We start from the raw sequence: 20374 nt of genomic DNA, 5'->3' as shown, positions 1-20374 counted from the left end.
CCGTTCTATTTTTGCGGTGGATGGTAGGGATTCAGGGAATAAGGTACAATACTGTCATACTTGTCTTTCAACTGCTCAATATAGGAGGCAATCTGGACGAAAAACTCCTCGCTCAGCAGCGGGTAACGAACCGTCCTTACTTGGCTCAGCCTGCTGTTGTGGCGAATGACGAGATCGACGGAGTCGAGGATGTCCTGACAGAAGCGGACGGAAGGCTGGGCGCCGATAATCGCCTTGAACACCTCGGCATCCTCCGCTGGGTCGAGCAGGTGAAAGGGCAGCTTCATATCGATATGAACGCCGTCGATCAGCGCCAGTTCCAGCAGATGCTTCAGTTTGCCAGGGAATGTGCCATTCGTCATAACAATGATTTTCCCTCTGAAAATAAGGCGTACACGCCGCAGGAAGCTTTCCAGCTCAGCCGCGCTGCTGATTAAAAATTCGCCCCCGCTGAACAGCACGGCGTCGAACAGCCCATCGCTGCCGCTCAGCCGCTCAAGCGTCTGCTCTGGGGTTAACAGCAAATGCGGAATCGGCTTCTGCGCGATTAATTCCGCATCATTATGGCAGCCGTAGCAGCGCATATTACAGCCGTTCCAGGCGTGAATCAGCAGGGAGAGATGCCCGGGCAAATCTGTAAAGGTACGGATGAACCGGGGGTAGAAGGTCAGCATCATATTCTCCTTCCCACTGAAATAACTACATTTAGTTTCAGAAGTTAATGATAATACAACATGTGGTAGTCGTGAAGTGATAGGGATCACAGCAGCGTGAGAAAAAGAAGGAGAGGGACCATTGCAAACTTCCATTATTCAAATTGTCGGCTTTAAAAACACCGGAAAAACGACGCTGACCGCAGCGCTGGTCAAGCAGCTCGCCGAAGCCGGCTGCCGCGTCGGCACGGTTAAGCATGACGGACATGATTTTGACATTGATCATCCGGGTACCGATACATGGCAGCATCGCGAGGCGGGTGCGCATAAAATCGCCATCACCTCGCCGCATCGCACGGCGATTATGGAGCAGCGGCCGACGCCGCTGAAGGAGCTGCTTCAGCAGTTTGGCGACATGGACTGGGTCATTGTCGAGGGCTTTAAACAAGAGTGCTATCCGAAGATCGTCTTGATCCGCAAGGAGGAGGATGAGGCGCTCGTTAAGCAATTAGAGCAGGTCGTTGCGGTTGCATCATGGTATCCGGTGAGTTTTGGTGGGCTCCCGGTATTCGATGTGCAGGATAGCGCTGGTATGGCAGCTTGGATGCAGGAGGAACGCGGCAAGGGAGCATTCGTGCTGGAGGAACCGACATAAGGTTATAAGCGGGGTAAAGTAAATTAAAGAAACCGCCCGCTAGAGTTGGTATCGCTCCTTGAGACGCGCGTAGTGTTACTAGGAATAGGCAGCAACACGAATAGGAGTAGGAATAGGAATAGGAATAGGCAAGCCGCGATGAGGATCATCGGCAGCTTGCTTATTTAGAAGGCTGTTTTCTGAAATATTGTTGCTAAATAAAAAACAATTATAGTCATTATAGCCTCGCAATAGATTCACTTAGAAAGGTATGATAGACATTAGTACAGTTTATAGAGGGAGATTTATTATGAACACAAATGCTCGTTCCGATTCCAAAGAAAACATTTTTACGATTGAATGTAAGGATGTCATTCTACGAGAATTTTTAGTTACGGATTTAGATGATTTTCATTCACTCACCTGGCAACCTGAAATACATGAATTTTTGCCAGGCTGGAACGTATCGAAAGAGCAAAGGGAAGATTGGTTTATCAACTATGAAGTTCCAGAAAACAAACAGTTTTTGAATGCTGTATCCAAAAGTGAAGACATTGGTGAACTCCGTCTGCGATTAGGAATTATATTGAAAGAGACAGGAGAATTTATCGGTTGGTGTTGTTCAGGAATTAAAGATGAATTGCCACCGCCAAATCGAGAAATCATGTATGCAATTTCTAAGGAACATAGAGGTAAAGGCTTTACAACCCAAGCGTCACAAGGAGTGATTAATTATTTGTTTGAGAGTACGAACGTTAAGGTGCTTAGTGCTATTGCTCTATTAAATAACGTTCCGTCCAATAAGGTAATACAAAAATGTGGTTTTCACTTTCAGAGTATTATTGAGATGGATAACGAAAAATATAACTATTATAAACTTGATAAAAAGGATTGGGCCGGCAAACGTTAGCTTTGCCGCCAGAGGACGGCGAAAGCCGTTTACGCTCGTACCTAGCAATAACCTAGAAATTCCTTCGCCTCCTCCGACATCATGGCGGGCTGCCATGCAGGCTCCCAGACGACATTCACGTCAACGGAGGTGAAGCCCAGCTCCCCCAGCAGCACATGCCGGACGCCGCCAGCAATCATATCGTGCATCGGGCAGCCTGGCGTCGTCAGCGTCATGATCACGGTAATATGTTCGTCTTCCCAATTCAAGTCGTATACAAGACCGAGATCGACAATATTGACTCCCAGCTCGGGATCATGCACCTTCCGCAGCAATTCCCATACTTGCTCCTTCGTACCCTTGTCCATCCTGCTCCTCTCCTCTCCAAAGTGCTGCTTTTCATCTTGCAAAAACCAAGGCGATTAATGAAATATAACCGAGCGAAAATAAGGAAAAGCCAAGTCCGCCTACAAGCGCCAGAAACGGCAGGCCAAACAGCAGCCCCGCAAACAGCAGCAGCAGGGAAAAAGCAATGCCGGTAAGTCCAAGGTTGACGCCGTTATCGCCCAGTAAAGCCGCCATAGTAGGTATGCCTGGTTTGCCGACCTGCGGACCGTATTTTTGCGTCCACCATAGGAAGGGGACGATTTTGGACAAGTAGCATAAAATCATAAAACTGGCCCAGCCGCCTAAATAAATCCAGCCCGCAGCTGTTGCCAGCTCAGCGGAGCCAAAAGCCTGCGGATAAAACGCCGTATAGATCAGCGCGCCGATGGCAAACAGCGCAATAGCGCGGCAGCTGTTCAACGACCATACGATGCCTGCGCCGGGATGGCGCTTATGCCGATGCTTGCGAATTTGCGCAAGGTGAACATTGTAGGCAAGCAGCGCAAGCACGAGAAAGAGCAGCGCGGTCCATTTTGCCCAGAAGCCCCAGTCAAACAGGAAGGAGGCAGCGCCCATCAGCACGCCAGCATTCCATAAGCCGAGTGTGATATAGGACAGGCGGGCGGGAAAGCTGTGCGCCAAATAAAACATCGGCAGCATTTTATAGCTGAAGCCGGTAATGAGCAGCCCGAACCACCCTAAGGTGCCGAGCCAAATATGGGCACCGAACATGCGCTCATGCAGCCCGCTCCAGGCATTGAGGGCGAAGTTCAGCCCCATCCCCATGCCGGATAGCCCTGTGAGCGCCAAATACAATACAGCGCAAGCGGTGCTGAGCGTGATGGCATTCCACTGCGCGGCGCGCCATAGGGTATAAATGACATTAAAGGCGAACAGCAGCAGACCGATTAGAGCGAGCACGGCAAACCCGGCAATCCAGGCAACTTCGCCTTTAATGAACCCGTAAAGCAGTCCGCACACCCCGGCGGTGAAGCAGCCGTAATGGACGTAAGCGAGCCGTTCGCTAAAAATTTTTGATTGTAAAATAACATGAATGAGCTGATATACAGCGCCCATTGCAATCATCGTTGCCCATCCAAGAATGATGAGATGGATGTTGAACCAGCCTGTGGGCCCGCGAACAGGATCTCCTATCCAGTCGGCAAGCGACAAAAGGGAGGTGAGATGGAACAAGGTAAAACCGGTAATGCCTGTTGCGATAAAGAGAAAAGGGAGACGCAACATAAGCTGAGGCCTCCTAGCTTTTTTGAATGAACACTTGTGCGGTACCATCTTCCTGTTCTTCAATTGTAAAGGCGTAACCAAGCGAGTTAAGCTCCTCAATGAGAAAGACGGGAACTCTATCATTATGAATAATAACTTCATCGCCGATGCCCAGCTTTTCCAGCGCGTTCAGGGTGCGAATCATCGGTTGAGGCGGCTCCAGTCCACGGTTGTCCAGCCGAATGATTTTTTTGCCGGAATGCTCTGAAGAAGCTGGGGAGGCTGCCGCTTCTGTATCTCCTGCCTCGTCCCTTACAGCATCCTCCATCGCTGCATCGGGCTCTGCATCCCATGCCTGCAGGAAGCTCTTGTTTTTTTTGTTGACGAAAGTGACGCTCCAGTGCTCAGGGCCAACCTGCTGAACTTTATTGGCGTAGCCCTTTACTTTCATCAAGCCAAGCAGCGGGGTAGGCTTGAAGGTAGCATGGAGCACGAGCACATCATGGGTTTCCAGCTCCTTCACCTGATCCATAATGAGCTGGAAGGGCTCCAGCATTTGGCGCAAATAAGGCCTGACATCAAGCTCCACAATTCGGGTTTGCTTAGCTAGCATGGCTGCTCTCCTCCTCCGATCGTTAAAGGTAAAGCCTCGCTTCCTCGTACAGCCCCGTCATTCCTCCATATAAAGCATAGAAAAAGGAGTCCGGCGCATCGAGTGAAAAGGAGGTGTATTGCTTGGGGTCCGTATTCAGCATCCGCTCGAAAAGCGATGCGCTGTCGTAAGCATAAAAGCAAAAATACGTATAGTTGAACTGCGGCATTTTTTCCACCATGGTGACGATGTCAAACGCATATTCCGTAATATGGGTCTGGGCATCGCGGATCATGGTCAGCGCATCCTCCAGCTGGACCGCAATTTTAATCGTTTTTTCATTGACGATAGTCACTTTGGCCATCTGCTTGTCTCCTTATCGAAGCTATTCTACAAAGCTTTTTGTTGCTACAGCGCAAGCTTTCCGATTTTGACGCGAAAAAGCTCAGGGCCCTGCTCGATATATTCCCAATCAAACTGATCCTTGTACATCGATTCGAATTGGAAGCGGAGCGGCACGGGATCATGGTCGTTAATGAGCAGCATCGCTTCGGAAGGCTTAAGCTCCTGAAACGTTTGAAAAATAACTTTGTGCTTTAATTGCGGCGGATACTCCGTAGCGTTGACAGTTGCAGTGAAAGCTTGCATAAAACATTCCTCCTCGAAAAGATTGGTTTTGGCTATGTCTAAAGCATAATCGAAAGCGAGAGGCGGCTTTGTGACGGGAATCACATTGTGCGGGGTAAAGGGTATGCGAGCAGGCGATATGCTGCGGGTGACGGCTGTCACAGCCATCCTGCCTAGTTTGCTGTAGACTCGCGGTATAACGAAAGGAAAGGCCGCGCTGATTGAACGCGGCCAAGCGGGAGGGGAATATGGAGCAGCAAATGGAGCATAAAAAAGAGCTTGAACAGCAGGTGGACATTCGGGTGCTGCCAATGGGCAGCGATTTAGTCTTTCTCATCACCGGGGGAGCGGCCCATATTGGCGCGTCAGCTACCGCGTATTGGACAGCATGGGGCGCTCATTTAGCTGCTCCCAAATGCGAAACCATCACACTGCCAGGACACCAAGAAGGAGAGCTGGCAGCGGAACTGGCGATGCTGGCGGCAAGCACCCTCGGCGTAACTGCTACTGTGGTCGTGGGCATACATCTGGAGCAGCCGACTCGCAGCGAAATAACGAACATTGTCAATCGAACGAGAGAGGGCATGAAGCAGAAAATTGCGCTTCTGCGCTAATGCTTCATCGCCGGCTCATGCGTATCCTTGCCGTCTTTTGTTACGCGTAATATCGCGGTGGCGCCCTTGGAGGCATCATTAAACTGATGCGTCACAATCGGGTAGTCGCCTTCCTCGGTAACAGTCACCTCGACCACAGCACCGCCGCTTGCCGGAAGCAAATAGGTTTGCAGGCCGTACAGCACATTTCGCGGATTGCCGTCCATATAAACCCGGTCCAGTAGGGTGCCTACAATATGAAACGAGCTGACCTCGTTCGGACCGGCGTTATTGACATAAAACCGCACCCGATCTCCGACTTTGGCAAGGAAAGGCTGTTCTTTCAGCCCAAAATCATTGCCATTAAACACGACATAGATAGGCTCATCATTTAAAAAAGCTTGATAGTCATGCTCCGTATACCACTCGCTTTGCACAATCGTGTATTCCCGGTCAATGTCTGCATCGCTAGGATAACCATTCGCAGGCGCTACAATAATCATGCCGTACATGCCGTTTGCGATATGGGCGAGTGCCGGACTTGTCCCGCAATGATACATAAACACGCCCGGCGACTCCGCTTTATAACTAAAGTGACCTTCTTCATTCGGCATCACATCGATGAATTTTTTGCTTGGCGCAGCATGAACGGCGTGAAAATCCATCGAATGGGGCACGTTCGGGTCCATATTTTTCAGCGTAAAATCAATCGTGTCGCCTTCGTTCACATGCAGCACAGGTCCGGGTACCGTCCCATTGAACGTCCACGCATTGTAAAAGACGCCTTTGGAAATTTCTACATCGGTTACCTGAGCAGTCATTTCAATCTTAACCGTGCTTCCCTCCCGGTGAATAATCGGTGCTATAGGCGGCTGATTCAACGTTTCCGCAGCTTCCGCAATAGCGGCCGCATCATTATCCTCCGCAGGGATGTATGCGCAGAAAAGAGCGATTGCCCCCAAAATTGCGATCACAATCATCATATGCCTCACATTCAGCATGGTCATCCTTCCTTTCAATCCAGTAGATGCCTAAAGTGATATCGTATACCTCAACAATAAAGTAAGGTGCCGCTTGCGAATGTGACGGGACGCACAGTTGCGCTCCAGAATGTTTTCTAAAATAAGGACAGTTTCTATTTTGCTAAGGAAAGGAGGGAGAAATATGAGCATGACAGTAAACAAACAGGAGCGCGATTACAAGGTTAATCCATTTATCGTCATTTGGGAGGTGACCCGCGCCTGTGCCCTCAAATGTCTGCATTGCCGAGCGGAGGCGCAGTACAAGGCAGAGCCTCATCAGCTAACACTTGCTGAAGGCAAGCGGCTGATTGATGAGATTGCGGCGATGGATCGGCCGTTATTTGTTTTTACAGGCGGTGATCCGCTTATGCGGCAGGACTTGTTTGAGCTTGCTAAATATGCATCCGAGGAGCAGGGACTGCCGGTTTCGATGACACCTAGCGCCACACCGAAGGTTACTTATGAGGCGATTTGCAAGGCAAAGGAAGCGGGCTTGTCGCGTTGGGCGTTCAGTCTGGATGGTTCGACAGCGGACATTCATGATCATTTTCGCGGAACGCGAGGCTCGTTTGCCCAGACGATGAAAGGAATCGCATATTTGCAGGAGCAGCAAATTCCACTGCAGGTGAACACAACCGTGTCGCGCTACAATGTGGACGATTTGCCTGCAATCGCCGAGAAGGTGAAGGAATTGGGCGTCGTCTTGTGGAGCGTGTTTTTTCTCGTCCCGACGGGCCGGGGAATGGAGGCAGATATGATTTCGCCGGAGCAGCATGAGGCAGTAATGATGTGGCTGTGCCAAATTCAGCGAATGATGCCGTACGGAGTGAAAGCGACGGAAGCACCGCATTATCGCAGAGTTTTTATGCAGCAGCAAAAGCGGGAGCAATTGGAGAGGCGAAAATATGCGGGTGAGGAAATAGCGGGACGCATAGATACAGGCGGGGGTATGGGCAAACATGCCGACATGCTGGGACGTGCGCCCAAAGGCGTCAATGATGGGGACGGCTTTGTTTTTATTAGCCACACGGGGGATGTTTATCCAAGCGGTTTTCTGCCGATTGCATGCGGCAATGTACGCGAGCGGCCGCTCGCAGACATTTATCGGCATTCCCCCATCATGCAGCAGCTGCGGGATAAATCTCTGTTAAAGGGGAAATGCGGAATCTGTCGCTTCAAGCACATATGCGGCGGTTCAAGGGCGAGGGCCTATGCCCTCACTGGCGATTATTTGGAGAGTGATCCTTATTGTGCTTATATACCGAGTTTAAATTAAATAGGTAAAGGCGGGGAGTTCATGCCTTATAAAAAGCTATGGGCGGCATTGGCGCTCGTATTTGTTCTATCCTTTGGCGTATTGCTCTATTACGGCGGAGAAATTATTCAGGAGAAGCCGCCGATCCCAGAGCGAGTGGTCACGGAGCAGGGAGATGTGATTTTTACTAAAGCCGATATTATGGAGGGTCAGCAGGTGTGGCAGCGAATGGGCGGTCAGGAGCTGGGCAGCATCTGGGGCCATGGCTCCTATGTCGCGCCGGATTGGACGGCTGACTATTTGCATCGGCAGCTTGTATTTATGAATGATTATAACGCACAGCAAAAATACCAGCTGCCTTATAAACAGCTGACTGAGGAGCAGCAGGCGGAGCTTAAAGCCACGCTCAAGCGTGAAATCCGCAACAATACGTATGACGCACAGACGGGTGACCTTATCATTACAACGCTACGGGCATTGACGGCTTCTGAGCTGGGTGACTATTATGCAGCTGTATTCGGAGATGCGCCTGAATGGGCCGTATATCGCGAGCAAATCGCGCTGCCCGCCAATACGATAAGCTCAGCGGCGGACCGCGAGAAGCTAAACGCCTTTTTTTGGTGGGCGACTTGGTCGACCTCGACGAATCGATTAGGCTCGGATATTACGTATACGAATAACTGGCCGGGCGAGCCGCTCATTGACAATGAACCGACAAGCGTTTCGCTGCTCTGGTCCATTGTGAGCGTCGTTTTGCTGCTTGCGGGAGTAGGAGCGCTTGCTTGGTATTACGCCGTACAGCGGAGCAAGGAGCAGGATGAGAGCGGACATATACCGGAGCAAGATCCGCTCCTGCAAGTAAAAGCGACGCCTTCCATGCGTGCGACGATGAAATATTTCTGGATTGTGACGGCGCTGATCGCCGTGCAGGTAGGTCTCGGAGCGATTACGGCCCATTACGCGGTAGAGGGCAATGGCTTTTACGGCATTCCGCTTGCGGAATGGTTCCCTTATAGCGTCACGCGAACCTGGCATCAGCAGCTTGCGGTATTTTGGATTGCGACCGCATGGCTCGCAACGGGTCTATACATCGGACCAGCGATTTCAGGGCATGAGCCCAAATACCAGCGTTTAGGGGTGAACGTGCTGTTCTGCTGCCTGCTGCTGATCGTTGCCGGTTCAATGGCGGGCGAATGGCTTGCGGTCAAAGGCTACATTACAAGTGCGACGCATAATTTTTATTTTGGACATCAGGGCTATGAATATGTCGATTTAGGCCGGGCTTGGCAAATTTTTCTGACGGTCGGCTTATTTATCTGGTTTTTCCTCATGGCGCGGGCAATTTGGCCGGCTCTGAAGAAAAAGGGGGAGAGCCGCCATCTGCTGACGCTGTTTCTGATTGCTTCGGTTGCGATTCCGACATTCTACATTCCGGGCTTAATGTGGGGGCCTCAGGCACATTTGACCATTGTGACCTACTGGCGCTGGTGGGTCGTTCATTTATGGGTGGAAGGTTTTTTCGAGGTATTCGCTGCTGTTGTTATCGCATTTCTGTTTTCTCGCATGGGGCTTATACGCACGGCAACCGCGACTGCAACGGTGCTGTTCTCAACCGTTATTTTTCTTGCTGGCGGCATTATTGGCACGTTTCATCATCTATATTTTGCCGGGACGCCGATTGGGGTGCTCGCTTTCGGTGCATCGTTCAGTGCGCTTGAGGTCGTGCCGCTGCTATTGATTGGGTTTGAAGCTTATGAAAATTTGCGTCATGGCCGGGCAAAGCCGTGGGTAAAACGCTACAAATGGCCGATCTTTTTCTTCGTCGCCGTATCCTTTTGGAATTTGGTCGGAGCAGGTCTCTTTGGCTTCCTGATCAATCCGCCAATTGCACTTTATTATATGCAGGGGCTGAATACGACGGCGCTTCATGCGCATACCGCGCTGTTCGGCGTTTATGGCATGCTCGGAATCGGGCTTATGCTGTTCTGTCTGCGCGGGCTCACCGGAGAGAAGGAATGGCGGACGAAGCTGCTGAAATTTTCCTTCTGGTCGTTTAATATTGGCTTGATGACGATGGGGCTGGCAAGCCTGCTGCCCGTAGGCATACTCCAAACGCTGGCGAGCATGGAGCATGGGATGTGGTATGCGCGCTCTGCCGAATTCCTTCATACCCGCACAATGCAAAATCTTGTCTGGCTGCGGGCTGTCGGCGATACGATTTTCGCTCTAGGTGTAGTAGGGATTGTTATTTTTGTTATCGGTTTGGCGACAGGACGATCCTATAAATCGGACGTTAGCTAATCATATACGCTTGCTGGAAGTCTGCATGCTGTAGGGCTGTCAAGCGGCGGGCGAATCGCTGCTTGACAGCCCATCTTAGACGAAGGAGGGGGAAGGCTTGCCCAAAAGCTGGATTCATCTAACGCTTGGTTATTTCCTCGTAACGGCGGTAACTGGCCTGCTGATGCGCAGTATGGCATTTGTCACGCTGCCGGGGCTGCGATACGATTATTTGCTGCATGCCCATTCCCATTTGGCACTGCTCGGCTGGGGATATATGGCGCTGTTTATATTGTTTCTCGCTGTCTTTTTCAACTCAGCCAGTGGCAGGGTAGAGGGCGTCTTCAAGGAACAGAAAATCCGCGTGATGCTGGTGACAACACAGCTGACCCTAGCCGGAATGTTTTTGGCGTTCTGTATCCAAGGCTATGCCGCCGTATCGATTAGCTTCTCGACGCTGCAAATTTTGCTTTCCTACTGGTTTGCTGGATGGGCGTGGAGAAGCTTAGTGGCAATGGCAAGAGAAGGAACAAAACCGGAACGAGAAAAAGGCCCACATCCAAGCACGAGTCAGCCGCTCTCCTTTCTGTTCGTCAAAGGCAGTCTGCTATGTCTCGTCATTTCCTCGCTTGGTCCTTGGGGGCTTGCCCTGCTGAGTGCCAATGGATGGAAGGGCAGTCCGCTATATGAAGCAGCGATTTATTTTTATTTGCATTTTCAATATAACGGCTGGTTTACGCTCGGCTTGCTCGCGGTGCTGCTGCGGCTGATGGAACAGCGGCAAATCGCCTATTCTGTGAAAATAGTCAAGCTGCTGTTTTGGATGTACGCGCTGGCAATGCCGCCTGCATTTCTACTATCGGTGCTCTGGCTGAAAATAGGGCTGGCCGCCCAGCTCGCCGCAGCGCTCGCTGCCGTCATTCAGTGGGCGGCTATGTTGCTATTTTGCGCCGTCCTGCTCAAAGCCCGCTTCGCCTTGTCCGCCGTATTCACAGGCTGGGCGGCACGATTGCTCGTGCTTGCGCTGCTGCTCGCGGCAGTCAAGGCAACGCTTGAGCTGGGCCTTATCGTGCCTCAGCTGGCGGAGGCTATTTATCAATCGCGCAGCATCGTCATCGGTTATTTGCATCTGACGCTGCTCGGTTTCGTAAGCTGCCTGTGCCTAGCGCTTTTCCTCCAGCAGGGCTGGCTGAATGGTAAGGGGAGGACGGTGCATATCGGTTATATGAGCTTTATTGCTGGTTTTTTGCTGAACGAGCTGACGTTATTTTTACAAGGCTTATTCGATTGGACAGGTCGCGGGGCGCTTGTATTTGTACAGGAAGCCGTCTGGGCCGCAAGCCTGATAATGGTGACGGGCATCGCCTTATTCTGGGGAAAAAGAAAGGCCGCGCAAGTGCAAGGCTAACCGCCTTCACTTGTGCGACCAGGTTTTTAATGCTTCATAGTCATGAATCAGGTAGCCGCTCCGTTGAGGCTCCAAAATCCCTTCCTTACGCAGCTGATTAATGAGCCGGTTGACCGTTTCCCTCGTCGTGCCAATCGTATTGGCAAACTCCTGATTGGTCATCGGCACCTCCACATGGACGCTGCCGCCTTGCTCCGTTCCATAATTTTCTGCAAGCTTGAGCAAGAAGGAGACGCCGCGGTCCTGCACATCCTGTCCTGTGAGCTCCTGCAATTTTTCCTGCAGCTCCATTATTTTACCGCTCAATACGCGCATTACCTTAATGGCGATCGCCGGCGTATTCATCATGAGCTGCTCGAACGCATGAATAGGAATGGCCAGCAGCTGCGTCTCCATAATCGCCTCTGCCGTTGCCGGATACGGGTGCTGGTTGAAAAAGCCCGTATGAGGAAACATATCCCCTGTTTTGAGGAAGGACATAATATGCTCATTGCCGTTTTCATCGGTTTTATAGGTTTTAATCAGCCCGTTCTGGACGAAAAACACGGCCTCTTTATGGCTGCCCTCCGTAAAAATAGCGGTCCGCTTGCGGTATGACCGAGGAATGACAATAGCCCATATCCGGGCCAGTTCATCCGGCGTCAAATCGCGAAATAAAGAAATTTGGCGTAAAAGCTCCATCTGCTGCATCTCCGTACACCTCCGTTTTTTTCATTATAACTCAGACGATTTAGGCGTTATGTGACGCTAGTCACAGGTTTAGTCTATCTCTTCAATCATGTACCGCCTATTTCCCGTTCGTATGACCCATATCACATCCGCTCTGTTTCTGGCGTGGTATCGTAATCTGTACAGATGAAGGGGGATGGCAGAATTGGGAGAGGCACCTAAGCAAATCATCATCATTGGGGGCGGCATAACAGGTCTGAGCGCCGCCTTCTACATGAGAAAGCTGCTGGATGGGCAGCAAATATCGGCAGAAATAACCCTTATAGAAAAAAGCAGCAGCCTTGGCGGGAAAATAAAAACGCTGCGCCGGGATGGCTTCCTCATCGAGCAGGGGCCGGATTCGTTCATGGCACGCAAGCAGCCCATACTGGATTTGACAAGGGAGCTTGGTCTTGAGCCGGAGCTCGTAGCGGCGAATCCGAAAGCGAAGGCGAACTATATTTTGCATAAGGGCAGGCTGCATCAAATGCCTATGGGCCTGATGCTCGGCATTCCGACGGAAGTGACTCCGTTTATGAAGACGGGGCTGTTGTCGCCGCTGGGCAAGCTGCGTGCAGCCTTTGATTTATGGCTGCCGAAGCGGGAGGAGGCAGGGGATGAGTCTTTAGGTGCCTTCATTGAGCGGCGGCTTGGCCGTGAGGTGCTGGAGCAGGTTACGGAGCCGCTGCTGGCGGGCATTTATGCTGGAGATGCCAAAGCGCTCAGCCTGCAAGCGACCTTCCCGCAATTTCGGCAGCTGGAGCAGCGGCATCGCAGCTTGATTTTGGGCATGCTCGCCAGCAAGCGGCAGGCACGTGAAATGCCGAAGGAGCTGCCGGAAATAGCCCGCCGCAGCCTGTTTCTCACGTTTAAAGGCGGGCTTGGAAGCCTGATCGAGCGTTTGGACGAGCAGCTTTGCTCCATCCGCCGGCTGACTGGACAAGCGGTCAAGGAAGTGACGAGGGAAGGGCGGCGCTATCAGGTTCGGCTTGAGCACGGAGAGGAGCTGCAGGCGGATGGCGTTATTATGGCGCTGCCGGCTTACGAGACCGCCGTTTTACTGGAAGGAAGCGCAGGAATGCAAGTTCAGGCGCAAAGATCAATACAGGCACTGCGCGACATTCCCTATGTATCGGTTGCCAATATCGCGCTAGCCTTCAAGCCGCAGGACATTAAGCTTCCGCTGAATGGCTCCGGATTTGTGGTGCCGCGAAGCGAGGGCCGAATGATAACCGCATGCACCTGGACGTCGTCGAAATGGCTGCATACGGCGCCGAATGGTCATATTCTATTGCGGGCTTATATCGGACATGCGGGGGCGCAAGCCTGGGCGAAGCTTACGGATCGCGAGCTGCTGGATGCTGTTCGCCAAGATTTGCAGGCGATAATGGGCATTGCAGCTGAGCCGCTTTTTACGGAGCTGACCAGGTGGGGACGGTCGATGCCGCAGTATCCAGTGGGGCATCTGGAGCAGTTGGCGAAGCTGCGTGAGGGGCTTGCGGCTAGCCATCCCGGCATATTGTTGTGCGGCTCCGGCTATGAGGGAGTCGGTCTGCCGGATTGTATCGGGCAGGGAAGGCGAGCGGCTGAAGCGCTGCTGCTATTTTTCAAGCAGTGATCCTCATCACAAACATGCTAGCTGGCCTGCGCTATACTAACAGCAGCTCAAGCTTCATCAATTTAAAAGGCCGGAGCTGCAACATTATTTTATGGAGGTGCGACAAATGACCATATTTAACGGTACAGAGAAAATTGGTGAAATTGTGACGCGTTATCCGGGGGCAAGCAACCTGTTTCGAGCCTATAACATTGATTTTTGCTGCGGGGGCAATCGCTCGCTGCATACGGTGCTGCGGCAACAGGGAACGGATGAAGCTTTGTTTTTAAGCGCGCTCAATGAAAATTTTGCCGAGGCCAGCAAGCATAAGGGAGAGGATATCGACTGGAGCAGCAGACCTTTTACGGAGCTGATTGAGCATGTGATTCAGACGCATCATGTGTATGTCCAGCAGGAGCTTCCGCTGCTTAGCGAGTTTACGACGAAAATATTGCGGGTGCATGGGCATAAGCAGGCTGATGTGCTGCCCCGGCTGCATAGATTATTCCACGAAATGAAGCTGGAGCTGGAGCAGCATTTAATCGACGAGGAGGAGCAAATCTTTCCACTCATCCGCCAGTATGAGCAGGAGCCATCCCCCGAGCTGCACCAGAAGCTGACAGCGGCGATAACGGAGCTTGAGTCCGAGCACAGCCAGGTAGGTGATCTGCTCAAGGAAATACGTGCGGTTACGCATCATTTCGAGCTTCCGGAAGGGGCATGCCGTACGTATACGTTAACCTTTCAAAAGCTGGAGGAACTAGAAACCGATCTATTTCAGCACATTCATTTGGAAAATAATATTTTGTTCCCGCGCGTTCTTCAGAGCGCATAGCTTCATTTAAGATAGAACAAATAATATAAAGAAAATAAATAATACAGAAAAAAAGCCTTCCTACAGGTTGAACCATTGCAGGAAGGCTTAATTAAATGCGGCAAACCTCCTTCGGACATTGCTCGCAATTGCAAATCGATTTCAGATGCTCGATGTCTTTCAGCACGATATAGCCGTGATCGAATGACAATACCTCTTGTTTTTTTAGCTCGCCGAGCATGCGGTTGACGCTTTCCCTAGCAGCGCCGATATAGTCGGAAAGCTCGGTATTCGTTATTTTCTCAGAAATGAGCACGCCCTCCTCCGTTTGCGTCCCGAAAGAGTTTGCCAGCCGAATAAGCGTCGAGGCCAAAGCTCCCTGCTTCCCATAAATGACGAGGTCGCGGAATTTAGTCTGAGTCAAACGATGCATAAGCCCCATCCACTTCATAAATTCAATCGCCAAATCGCCATGCTGCCACAATAAAATTTCCAAATCGCTTTTTTGAATAACGCCGATGGTGCAGTCCAGCACGGCCTTTGCGCTTGAGCTGTGGCAAGTAGGCTTGAAAGGATCGAACTGGCCCAGAATATCACCTGTTTGATATTGCGAGAAGACAAATTCCTTGCCATCGGTATTGTGTTTAATCAGCTTAACGCGGCCTTCCATTATGTAATAGAGCTTGTCGTCGGCATCGCCCTCCCAGAAAATATGGCTGCCGGCCGGAATATGATGGGTATACATAATTTCATTGAGTTTCTCAAAGCTGGTCTCTGAAAAACAAAATGTATTGTATACGTTTTGTGTGTAAGGTCTCGCTACTGTCATTGGTTTCATCCCCAATTACCGCCTTTGCTGCTAGTATAGCGGGACTATCCGCTTGAAATAACTTACTCCCAATGTAACAGAAGTCCATCATCGTCAGAGTGACTAAAATCACACTTTGGCCATAAAAATTGTAAATAAAGCCTAAGAGAGTGATATTTGTAACAGTATCGCCTTATAAAACCTTCTATAATGTAGCCAGAAAAGGGTGTCCACTACAGAACGGAGGGACATATATGCTGACGGGAGCCATATTAGCCGGCGGGCAAAGCCGCAGAATGGGCGGTCGCCATAAAGGTCTGCTTCCTTTTGTAAACGAAAGCATTGTCGAGCGGCAGATCCGCACGATGAAGCAGCTTTGCGCTGAAGTCATTTTAGTAACGAATGACCCGCGAAGTTATTTGCCGATTCTGGGGAGCAGCATTCGCATCATTACAGACTATATTCCAGGCAAAGGGCCGCTGAGCGGCATGCATGCCGCCTTAACTCTAGCGACACATTCGGACATTTGGGTCGTGGGCTGCGACATGCCGCTTATTTCAAGCACGGTTGCCGAGCAGCTGTGGAGGGTGAAGCGGGAGCGTCGCTCTGCGGCGGCAATTCCATCTGTGGCTGGCAAGCTGCATCCGCTGCATGGCGTCTATGACAAGCGCAGTGCTGGCGAAATTGAGAAGCTGCTCGATATAAAAGAATACCGAGTGATGACTTTTCTGAACCGGATTTGCTATAACGGAGTAGATTTGCAGCAGCTCGAAGCACCGACCGAGCAGCTTAGCTGCGTGACGAATGTGAACACGCCTGAGGAATACGAGCGCATCATCAGCTTGTATGACGCAGCCTTGGCCTCTCAAACTTCCAATGCCTAGCTTCAGACAGATGCTTTGAATTCAATTTTCCTTAACGCTGAATAGAGCGGAGGAAAATTGTTTTTTTTTTTGAACAAAAAGTGACGAAGGTTTTAGTGTGATGACAATCACAGCGATACATCCGTCTGCAATGGTTTAATGGGGGCAGAAAACATCGAAGAAGGAGAATTTGCCATGGATCGAGCCTTTGCTTCCAAATTTGCGAAAATGTATTTCATGACCGTAGTAGCGCTGCTGATTCTAGTGTACGTCGGCACCCGATTTTTCACCCATATCGACCTTGCCCTTTATGGCTATATGGTGGGCACGTTCGTTTTCATCGGGGGATTTTTCTACCGATTTATTGCTTGGGCCGAGCGTCCACCGACGAAGCTGATTATGAAGAAGGGGCTTAAGCTGCTGTTTCGCAAAAGCACCCCGCAGACATCGGTTGAGCATCTGGCGACCTATCGTTTCATCTTCAAGCGCGGCGTTTACCGCTGGACACAGCACGTGCTGCTTGGCTGGGGATGTATTTTATCCTGCTGCGTTACGTTTCCGCTGGTGTTCGGTTGGATGTATTTTACGATGGGCGAAAATGGCCTGTACACCGTCGTCGCCTTCGGTATCAATGTGATGCAGGTGAAGGCGGACGGCTGGATCGCCTTTCTATTCTACAACGCGTTGAACATTACCGCCTTTATGGTTATTGCCGGGGTGTGTATGGCGCTGTATCGCCGACTTAACGATATGCAAGCGAAGGCTGAACAGACATTTACCTATGATTTTTTGCCGCTGTTTTTGCTGCTCTTTATTAGCATTACGGGGCTGCTGTTGACAGTCAGCAACATTTTTCTGCATGGCTGGGGCCATCCGGTTATGTCGCTCATCCATCAATGGTCGGTTATTGTTACCCTCATTTATTTGCCTTTTGGCAAGCTTGCGCATATTCCTTTCCGTCCAATGAGCGTACTCGCCAAAAATTATCGCGAAGCTTACGGCGAGCAGCAAATGAAAGCCTGTAAAGTATGCGGCAGCAGCTTCGTATCGACGGAGCAATCCAGCGATGTCATTCAGGTGCTTGCCCAAAACGATATTTCCTTCGAGATGAAGGAAGGCTTCCATCTCGCGGAGCTTTGTCTGCCTTGCAGACGCAAATACCGGATGTCCCGCTTTACTGGCATTCCGACACATGAAATCAAGGTCAAGGAGGCCAACCAGCATGCTAAAGGATAAGTTTCAGCAAAATATTCCCAATAAGCATCATCCGAAGGAAAAGCTGGTCAAAACCCACTGCGCCTACTGCGGCATGCAGTGCGGGATGAATTTGCGGGTCGATACCGACAAAAATACGATTATCGGAGTGGAGCCAAGATACGACTGGCCCGTCACACGCGGCAAAATGTGCCCGAAAGGCGTAACCGCCTATCAGCAGACGAATCATCAGGACCGGCTGCTAAAGCCGCTCATTCGGGATGACGCTTCGAAAAAAGGGACAAAGGAAGGCTTCCGCGAAGCCAGCTGGGACGAAGCTTATGATTTAATTGCCCGCCGCTTCAAGGCGCTGCAATCCGAATATGGCAAGGACACGCTGTCCGTATTCAGCGGTGTCTCGATGACGAATGAAAAATGTTATCTGACCGGTAAATTCGCCCGAGTTGGGCTGCAAACGAGATACATCGATTACAATGGGAGATTTTGTATGGCGAGCGCAGCAGCGGGCTTCCTTCGGAGTTTTGGGATTGATCGAGGCTCAACGCTGCCGTGGACGGATATTCATCAGACGGATTGCTTGTTCATCGCAGGAAGCAATACGGCAGAATGCCATCCAACGTCGATGTTCCGCGTCTGGGAGGTGCAAAATCGCGGTGGCTATCTCATCGTCGTCGATCCAAGGGAGACACCGATTGCCCGAAGGGCGGATGTCCATCTCGATCTCAGACCGGGAACGGATTTGGCGCTTGCTAATTGCATGGTAAATCTGCTCATTCAGAACGGTCATGCGGATCATGAATATATCGCGAATTATACGAGTGGCTTTGAAGAGACGGTAGAGATTGTGAAGATTTTCACACCGGAATACACGAGTGAAATTACCGGGGTAGCTCCGGAGAAGCTGATCCGGGCAGCGGAAATTTTCGGCAAGGCGCCGAATGCGATCGTCATGTTCGCCAGAGGCATTGAGCAGCAAGTTAAAGGCGCAGACAACGTCTCGGCCTACACGAATATGGCCCTTATTTCCGGAAAAATTGGACGGCCCAAATCGGGTGTAGCGACGCTTACGGGACAGGGCAACGGTCAGGGCGGACGCGAGCATGGGCAAAAGTCCGATTTGCTGCCGGGCTATCGCAAGCTGACGAATCCGAAGCATGTGCAGGAGGTATGCGAGGTGTGGGGCATTACGCCGGAGGAAATGCCGCTACCGGGTGTATCGGCCTTTGAAATGTTCGAGCTGATGGAGCAGAAGACGATTCGCGGCTTATATCTGCTATGCTCGAACCCGGCTGTTTCCGCGCCGCATCTCAATTATGTGCGCTCGGTATTGAAGGATTTGGACTTTATGGTTGTCGCCGACTTCTTCCTGTCGGAATCAGCCGAATTCGCCGATGTCGTGCTGCCGTCTGTTACATGGTCGGAGGATGAAGGCACGGTGACGAATTTGGAGGGCCGCATTATTAAAATCAACAAGGCACAGGAACCGCTGGGTGAATCGAAGCCGGATTGGCTCATTCAAGTAGAGCTGGCAGAGCGGCTTGGACGCGGTGACTATTTCCGCCATTTACAGACGGCAAGCCAGGTTGCAGATGAGTTTCGCCTCGCTTCCAAAGGTGGATATGCTGATTATTACGGCGCCACTTGGGACAAAATCGATCGACAGGATGGCGTGTTCTGGCCCTGCAAGGATGAAGCGGATACGGGAACGCCCTATATGTTCGAGGATCACAAATATTTTCACCCCGATGGCCGGGCGAAAATTTGCGCATTGCCTTACCGCCCATCAGCGGAGGAGCCATGCGAGGATTATCCGCTCCGCCTGACGACAGGGCGGGTTGTCTATCATTATTTATCGGGTAATCAGACGCGGCGGATTCCGTTTTTGCGGGATATGTGCCCAGAGCCGTATGTTGAGGTTCATCCTGAGACGGCCCAGCAGTATGGCATTGCGCATGACGAGGTTGTCAAATTGTACACCCGCCGGGGTGAATGCTTATATAAAGTGAAAGTTATTGAAGCGATCCGCAAGGATACCGTATTTGTGCCTTATCACTATGGTCATGAGCAGTCGGTCAATTTGCTGACGATTGCTGCCCTTGATCCGATGTCGCGAATGCCGGAATTTAAAGTCTGTGCCGCACAAATGACGAAGGTGCCCGCCGCCGGAAAGGAGGCAGCACGATGAAAAAGCTGCTTTACATTGAAATGGACAACTGCATCGGCTGCCGCAGCTGTCTCGCCGCTTGTACGCAATGCGGCGGACACGACGAGCGCAACCGAAACTATGTGTACGACGTCAACCCGCTGGTTGATCGCCAGACAATTCCGCTCATGTGCCTGCACTGTGTCAACCCGGCGTGCGCGAGAAGCTGCCCGGCGCAAGCGATTCAAATTACTGAGGAAGGCGCAGTGCTATCCGCGCTTGTCGAGAAATGCATTGGCTGCCAAAACTGCACGATCGCTTGCCCTTATGGCATTCCTAAATTTGATGAAGAGCAAAATTTGATGTATAAATGTGACCTCTGCTACGACCGAACGAAGGAAGGCATCCCGCCGATGTGCGCTTCCGTCTGTCCGACCAATACGCTGCAATGGATTACAGAAGAAGAGCTAGCGGAGAAGCAGGAGCAGCACCGACTGGGCAAATGGGTTTCCAGCCACCAGCCTTTCGAGCCGCTTGAAGGCGAGACGAATGTAAAGATCAGCCTTCCCGGCATTTTGCAGGGTGTCCAAAAGCTATTTTAAACGATAGGGCTTTACCGGCTTTGGCATTATGATGCGGCTTGGAACGTTAGCTAGTAGAAG

General features: G+C 51.2%; 21 protein-coding genes. 12 read left to right on the top strand and 9 right to left on the bottom strand.

Annotated features, from left to right (window positions below):
* Window positions 1-5 precede the first annotated feature (5 nt).
* Window positions 6-677, bottom strand: coding sequence for a 4Fe-4S cluster-binding domain-containing protein (locus ACSR9A_RS11930; RefSeq protein WP_473757444.1), 672 nt, complete (start codon window positions 675-677; stop codon window positions 6-8).
* A gap of 118 nt (window positions 678-795) precedes the next feature.
* Here ACSR9A_RS11930 and mobB point away from each other — a divergent pair, with 118 nt between their 5' ends.
* Together mobB and ACSR9A_RS11920 are read left to right on the top strand one after the other, a co-directional pair.
* Window positions 796-1308 carry a molybdopterin-guanine dinucleotide biosynthesis protein B gene (mobB, locus tag ACSR9A_RS11925; RefSeq protein WP_473757443.1) on the top strand — a complete coding sequence of 171 codons (513 nt, stop codon included), beginning with the start codon at window positions 796-798 and terminating at the stop codon, window positions 1306-1308.
* A 289-nt stretch (window positions 1309-1597) separates the two neighbouring features.
* Complete coding sequence (locus tag ACSR9A_RS11920) at window positions 1598-2197, top strand: GNAT family N-acetyltransferase (protein WP_473757442.1); 600 nt, start codon at window positions 1598-1600, stop codon at window positions 2195-2197.
* 41 nt (window positions 2198-2238) lie between these two features.
* Here the strand turns inward: ACSR9A_RS11920 and ACSR9A_RS11915 are convergent, their stop codons facing one another.
* The 5 genes from ACSR9A_RS11915 to ACSR9A_RS11895 are packed head-to-tail and all read right to left on the bottom strand — an operon-like array spanning window position 2239 to window position 5027.
* A complete protein-coding gene (locus tag ACSR9A_RS11915; RefSeq protein WP_473757441.1) occupies window positions 2239-2544 on the bottom strand; it encodes a metal-sulfur cluster assembly factor in 306 nt (101 codons plus the stop codon).
* 31 nt (window positions 2545-2575) lie between these two features.
* A complete protein-coding gene (locus ACSR9A_RS11910; protein WP_473757440.1) occupies window positions 2576-3808 on the bottom strand; it encodes a hypothetical protein in 1233 nt (410 codons plus the stop codon).
* A 13-nt stretch (window positions 3809-3821) separates the two neighbouring features.
* The gene (locus ACSR9A_RS11905; protein ID WP_473757439.1) at window positions 3822-4400 is read right to left on the bottom strand and encodes a DUF2249 domain-containing protein; all 579 of its coding nucleotides are present in this window, start codon (window positions 4398-4400) and stop codon (window positions 3822-3824) included.
* 22 nt (window positions 4401-4422) lie between these two features.
* Window positions 4423-4743 carry a hypothetical protein gene (locus tag ACSR9A_RS11900; protein WP_473757438.1) on the bottom strand — a complete coding sequence of 107 codons (321 nt, stop codon included), beginning with the start codon at window positions 4741-4743 and terminating at the stop codon, window positions 4423-4425.
* Between the two features lie 44 nt (window positions 4744-4787).
* Complete coding sequence (locus ACSR9A_RS11895; protein ID WP_341278060.1) at window positions 4788-5027, bottom strand: DUF2249 domain-containing protein; 240 nt, start codon at window positions 5025-5027, stop codon at window positions 4788-4790.
* A gap of 227 nt (window positions 5028-5254) precedes the next feature.
* Between ACSR9A_RS11895 and lpdD the strand changes: the two genes are divergently transcribed.
* The gene (lpdD, locus tag ACSR9A_RS11890; protein ID WP_473757437.1) at window positions 5255-5620 is read left to right on the top strand and encodes a prenylated flavin chaperone LpdD; all 366 of its coding nucleotides are present in this window, start codon (window positions 5255-5257) and stop codon (window positions 5618-5620) included.
* Here lpdD and ACSR9A_RS11885 read toward each other — a convergent pair.
* Entirely contained in the window at window positions 5617-6600 is a 984-nt protein-coding gene (locus ACSR9A_RS11885; RefSeq protein ID WP_473757436.1) for a multicopper oxidase domain-containing protein, read from the bottom strand. The two genes, lpdD and ACSR9A_RS11885, sit on opposite strands and share 4 nt — an antisense overlap.
* A 169-nt stretch (window positions 6601-6769) precedes the next feature.
* On the opposite strand from ACSR9A_RS11885, the gene ACSR9A_RS11880 reads away from it, so the two are divergent.
* From ACSR9A_RS11880 to ACSR9A_RS11870, 3 genes are all read left to right on the top strand, one after another.
* Window positions 6770-7897, top strand: coding sequence for a TIGR04053 family radical SAM/SPASM domain-containing protein (locus ACSR9A_RS11880; RefSeq protein WP_473757985.1), 1128 nt, complete (start codon window positions 6770-6772; stop codon window positions 7895-7897).
* 21 nt (window positions 7898-7918) lie between these two features.
* Window positions 7919-10177: a nitric-oxide reductase large subunit gene (locus tag ACSR9A_RS11875; protein WP_473757435.1), complete on the top strand. Its 2259-nt coding sequence runs from the start codon at window positions 7919-7921 to the stop codon at window positions 10175-10177.
* A 97-nt stretch (window positions 10178-10274) separates the two neighbouring features.
* A complete protein-coding gene (locus ACSR9A_RS11870) occupies window positions 10275-11564 on the top strand; it encodes a hypothetical protein (protein WP_473757434.1) in 1290 nt (429 codons plus the stop codon).
* 6 nt (window positions 11565-11570) lie between these two features.
* On the opposite strand, the gene ACSR9A_RS11865 is transcribed toward ACSR9A_RS11870, so the two are convergent.
* Entirely contained in the window at window positions 11571-12254 is a 684-nt protein-coding gene (locus ACSR9A_RS11865) for a Crp/Fnr family transcriptional regulator (RefSeq protein WP_473757433.1), read from the bottom strand.
* A gap of 175 nt (window positions 12255-12429) precedes the next feature.
* Between ACSR9A_RS11865 and hemG the strand changes: the two genes are divergently transcribed.
* A complete protein-coding gene (gene hemG / locus ACSR9A_RS11860; protein ID WP_473757432.1) occupies window positions 12430-13890 on the top strand; it encodes a protoporphyrinogen oxidase in 1461 nt (486 codons plus the stop codon).
* A gap of 106 nt (window positions 13891-13996) precedes the next feature.
* Window positions 13997-14704, top strand: a complete 708-nt coding sequence (gene ric, locus ACSR9A_RS11855; RefSeq protein WP_473757431.1) for an iron-sulfur cluster repair di-iron protein — start codon at window positions 13997-13999, stop codon at window positions 14702-14704.
* Window positions 14705-14795: 91 nt separating this feature from the next.
* Here ric and ACSR9A_RS11850 read toward each other — a convergent pair whose 3' ends face one another.
* On the bottom strand, window positions 14796-15512 hold the full coding sequence (locus ACSR9A_RS11850; protein WP_473757983.1) for a Crp/Fnr family transcriptional regulator: 717 nt from the start codon (window positions 15510-15512) through the stop codon (window positions 14796-14798).
* Window positions 15513-15745: 233 nt separating this feature from the next.
* On the opposite strand from ACSR9A_RS11850, the gene mobA reads away from it, so the two are divergent.
* From mobA to ACSR9A_RS11830, 4 genes are all read left to right on the top strand, one after another.
* A complete protein-coding gene (gene mobA / locus ACSR9A_RS11845; protein ID WP_473757430.1) occupies window positions 15746-16375 on the top strand; it encodes a molybdenum cofactor guanylyltransferase in 630 nt (209 codons plus the stop codon).
* A gap of 174 nt (window positions 16376-16549) precedes the next feature.
* Entirely contained in the window at window positions 16550-17590 is a 1041-nt protein-coding gene (locus ACSR9A_RS11840; RefSeq protein ID WP_473757429.1) for a hypothetical protein, read from the top strand.
* A complete protein-coding gene (locus ACSR9A_RS11835) occupies window positions 17577-19754 on the top strand; it encodes a molybdopterin oxidoreductase family protein (RefSeq protein ID WP_473757428.1) in 2178 nt (725 codons plus the stop codon). Before ACSR9A_RS11840 ends, ACSR9A_RS11835 begins: the two co-directional genes overlap by 14 nt.
* Window positions 19751-20314, top strand: a complete 564-nt coding sequence (locus ACSR9A_RS11830; protein ID WP_341278050.1) for a 4Fe-4S dicluster domain-containing protein — start codon at window positions 19751-19753, stop codon at window positions 20312-20314. The genes ACSR9A_RS11835 and ACSR9A_RS11830 overlap by 4 nt, the downstream gene beginning before the upstream one ends.
* Window positions 20315-20374 lie beyond the last annotated feature (60 nt).

Source organism: Paenibacillus sp. R-74696 (assembly GCF_055814915.1).
Note: the sequence above shows the minus strand (reverse complement) of the source record. Positions and strands in the feature narration are given on the sequence as shown.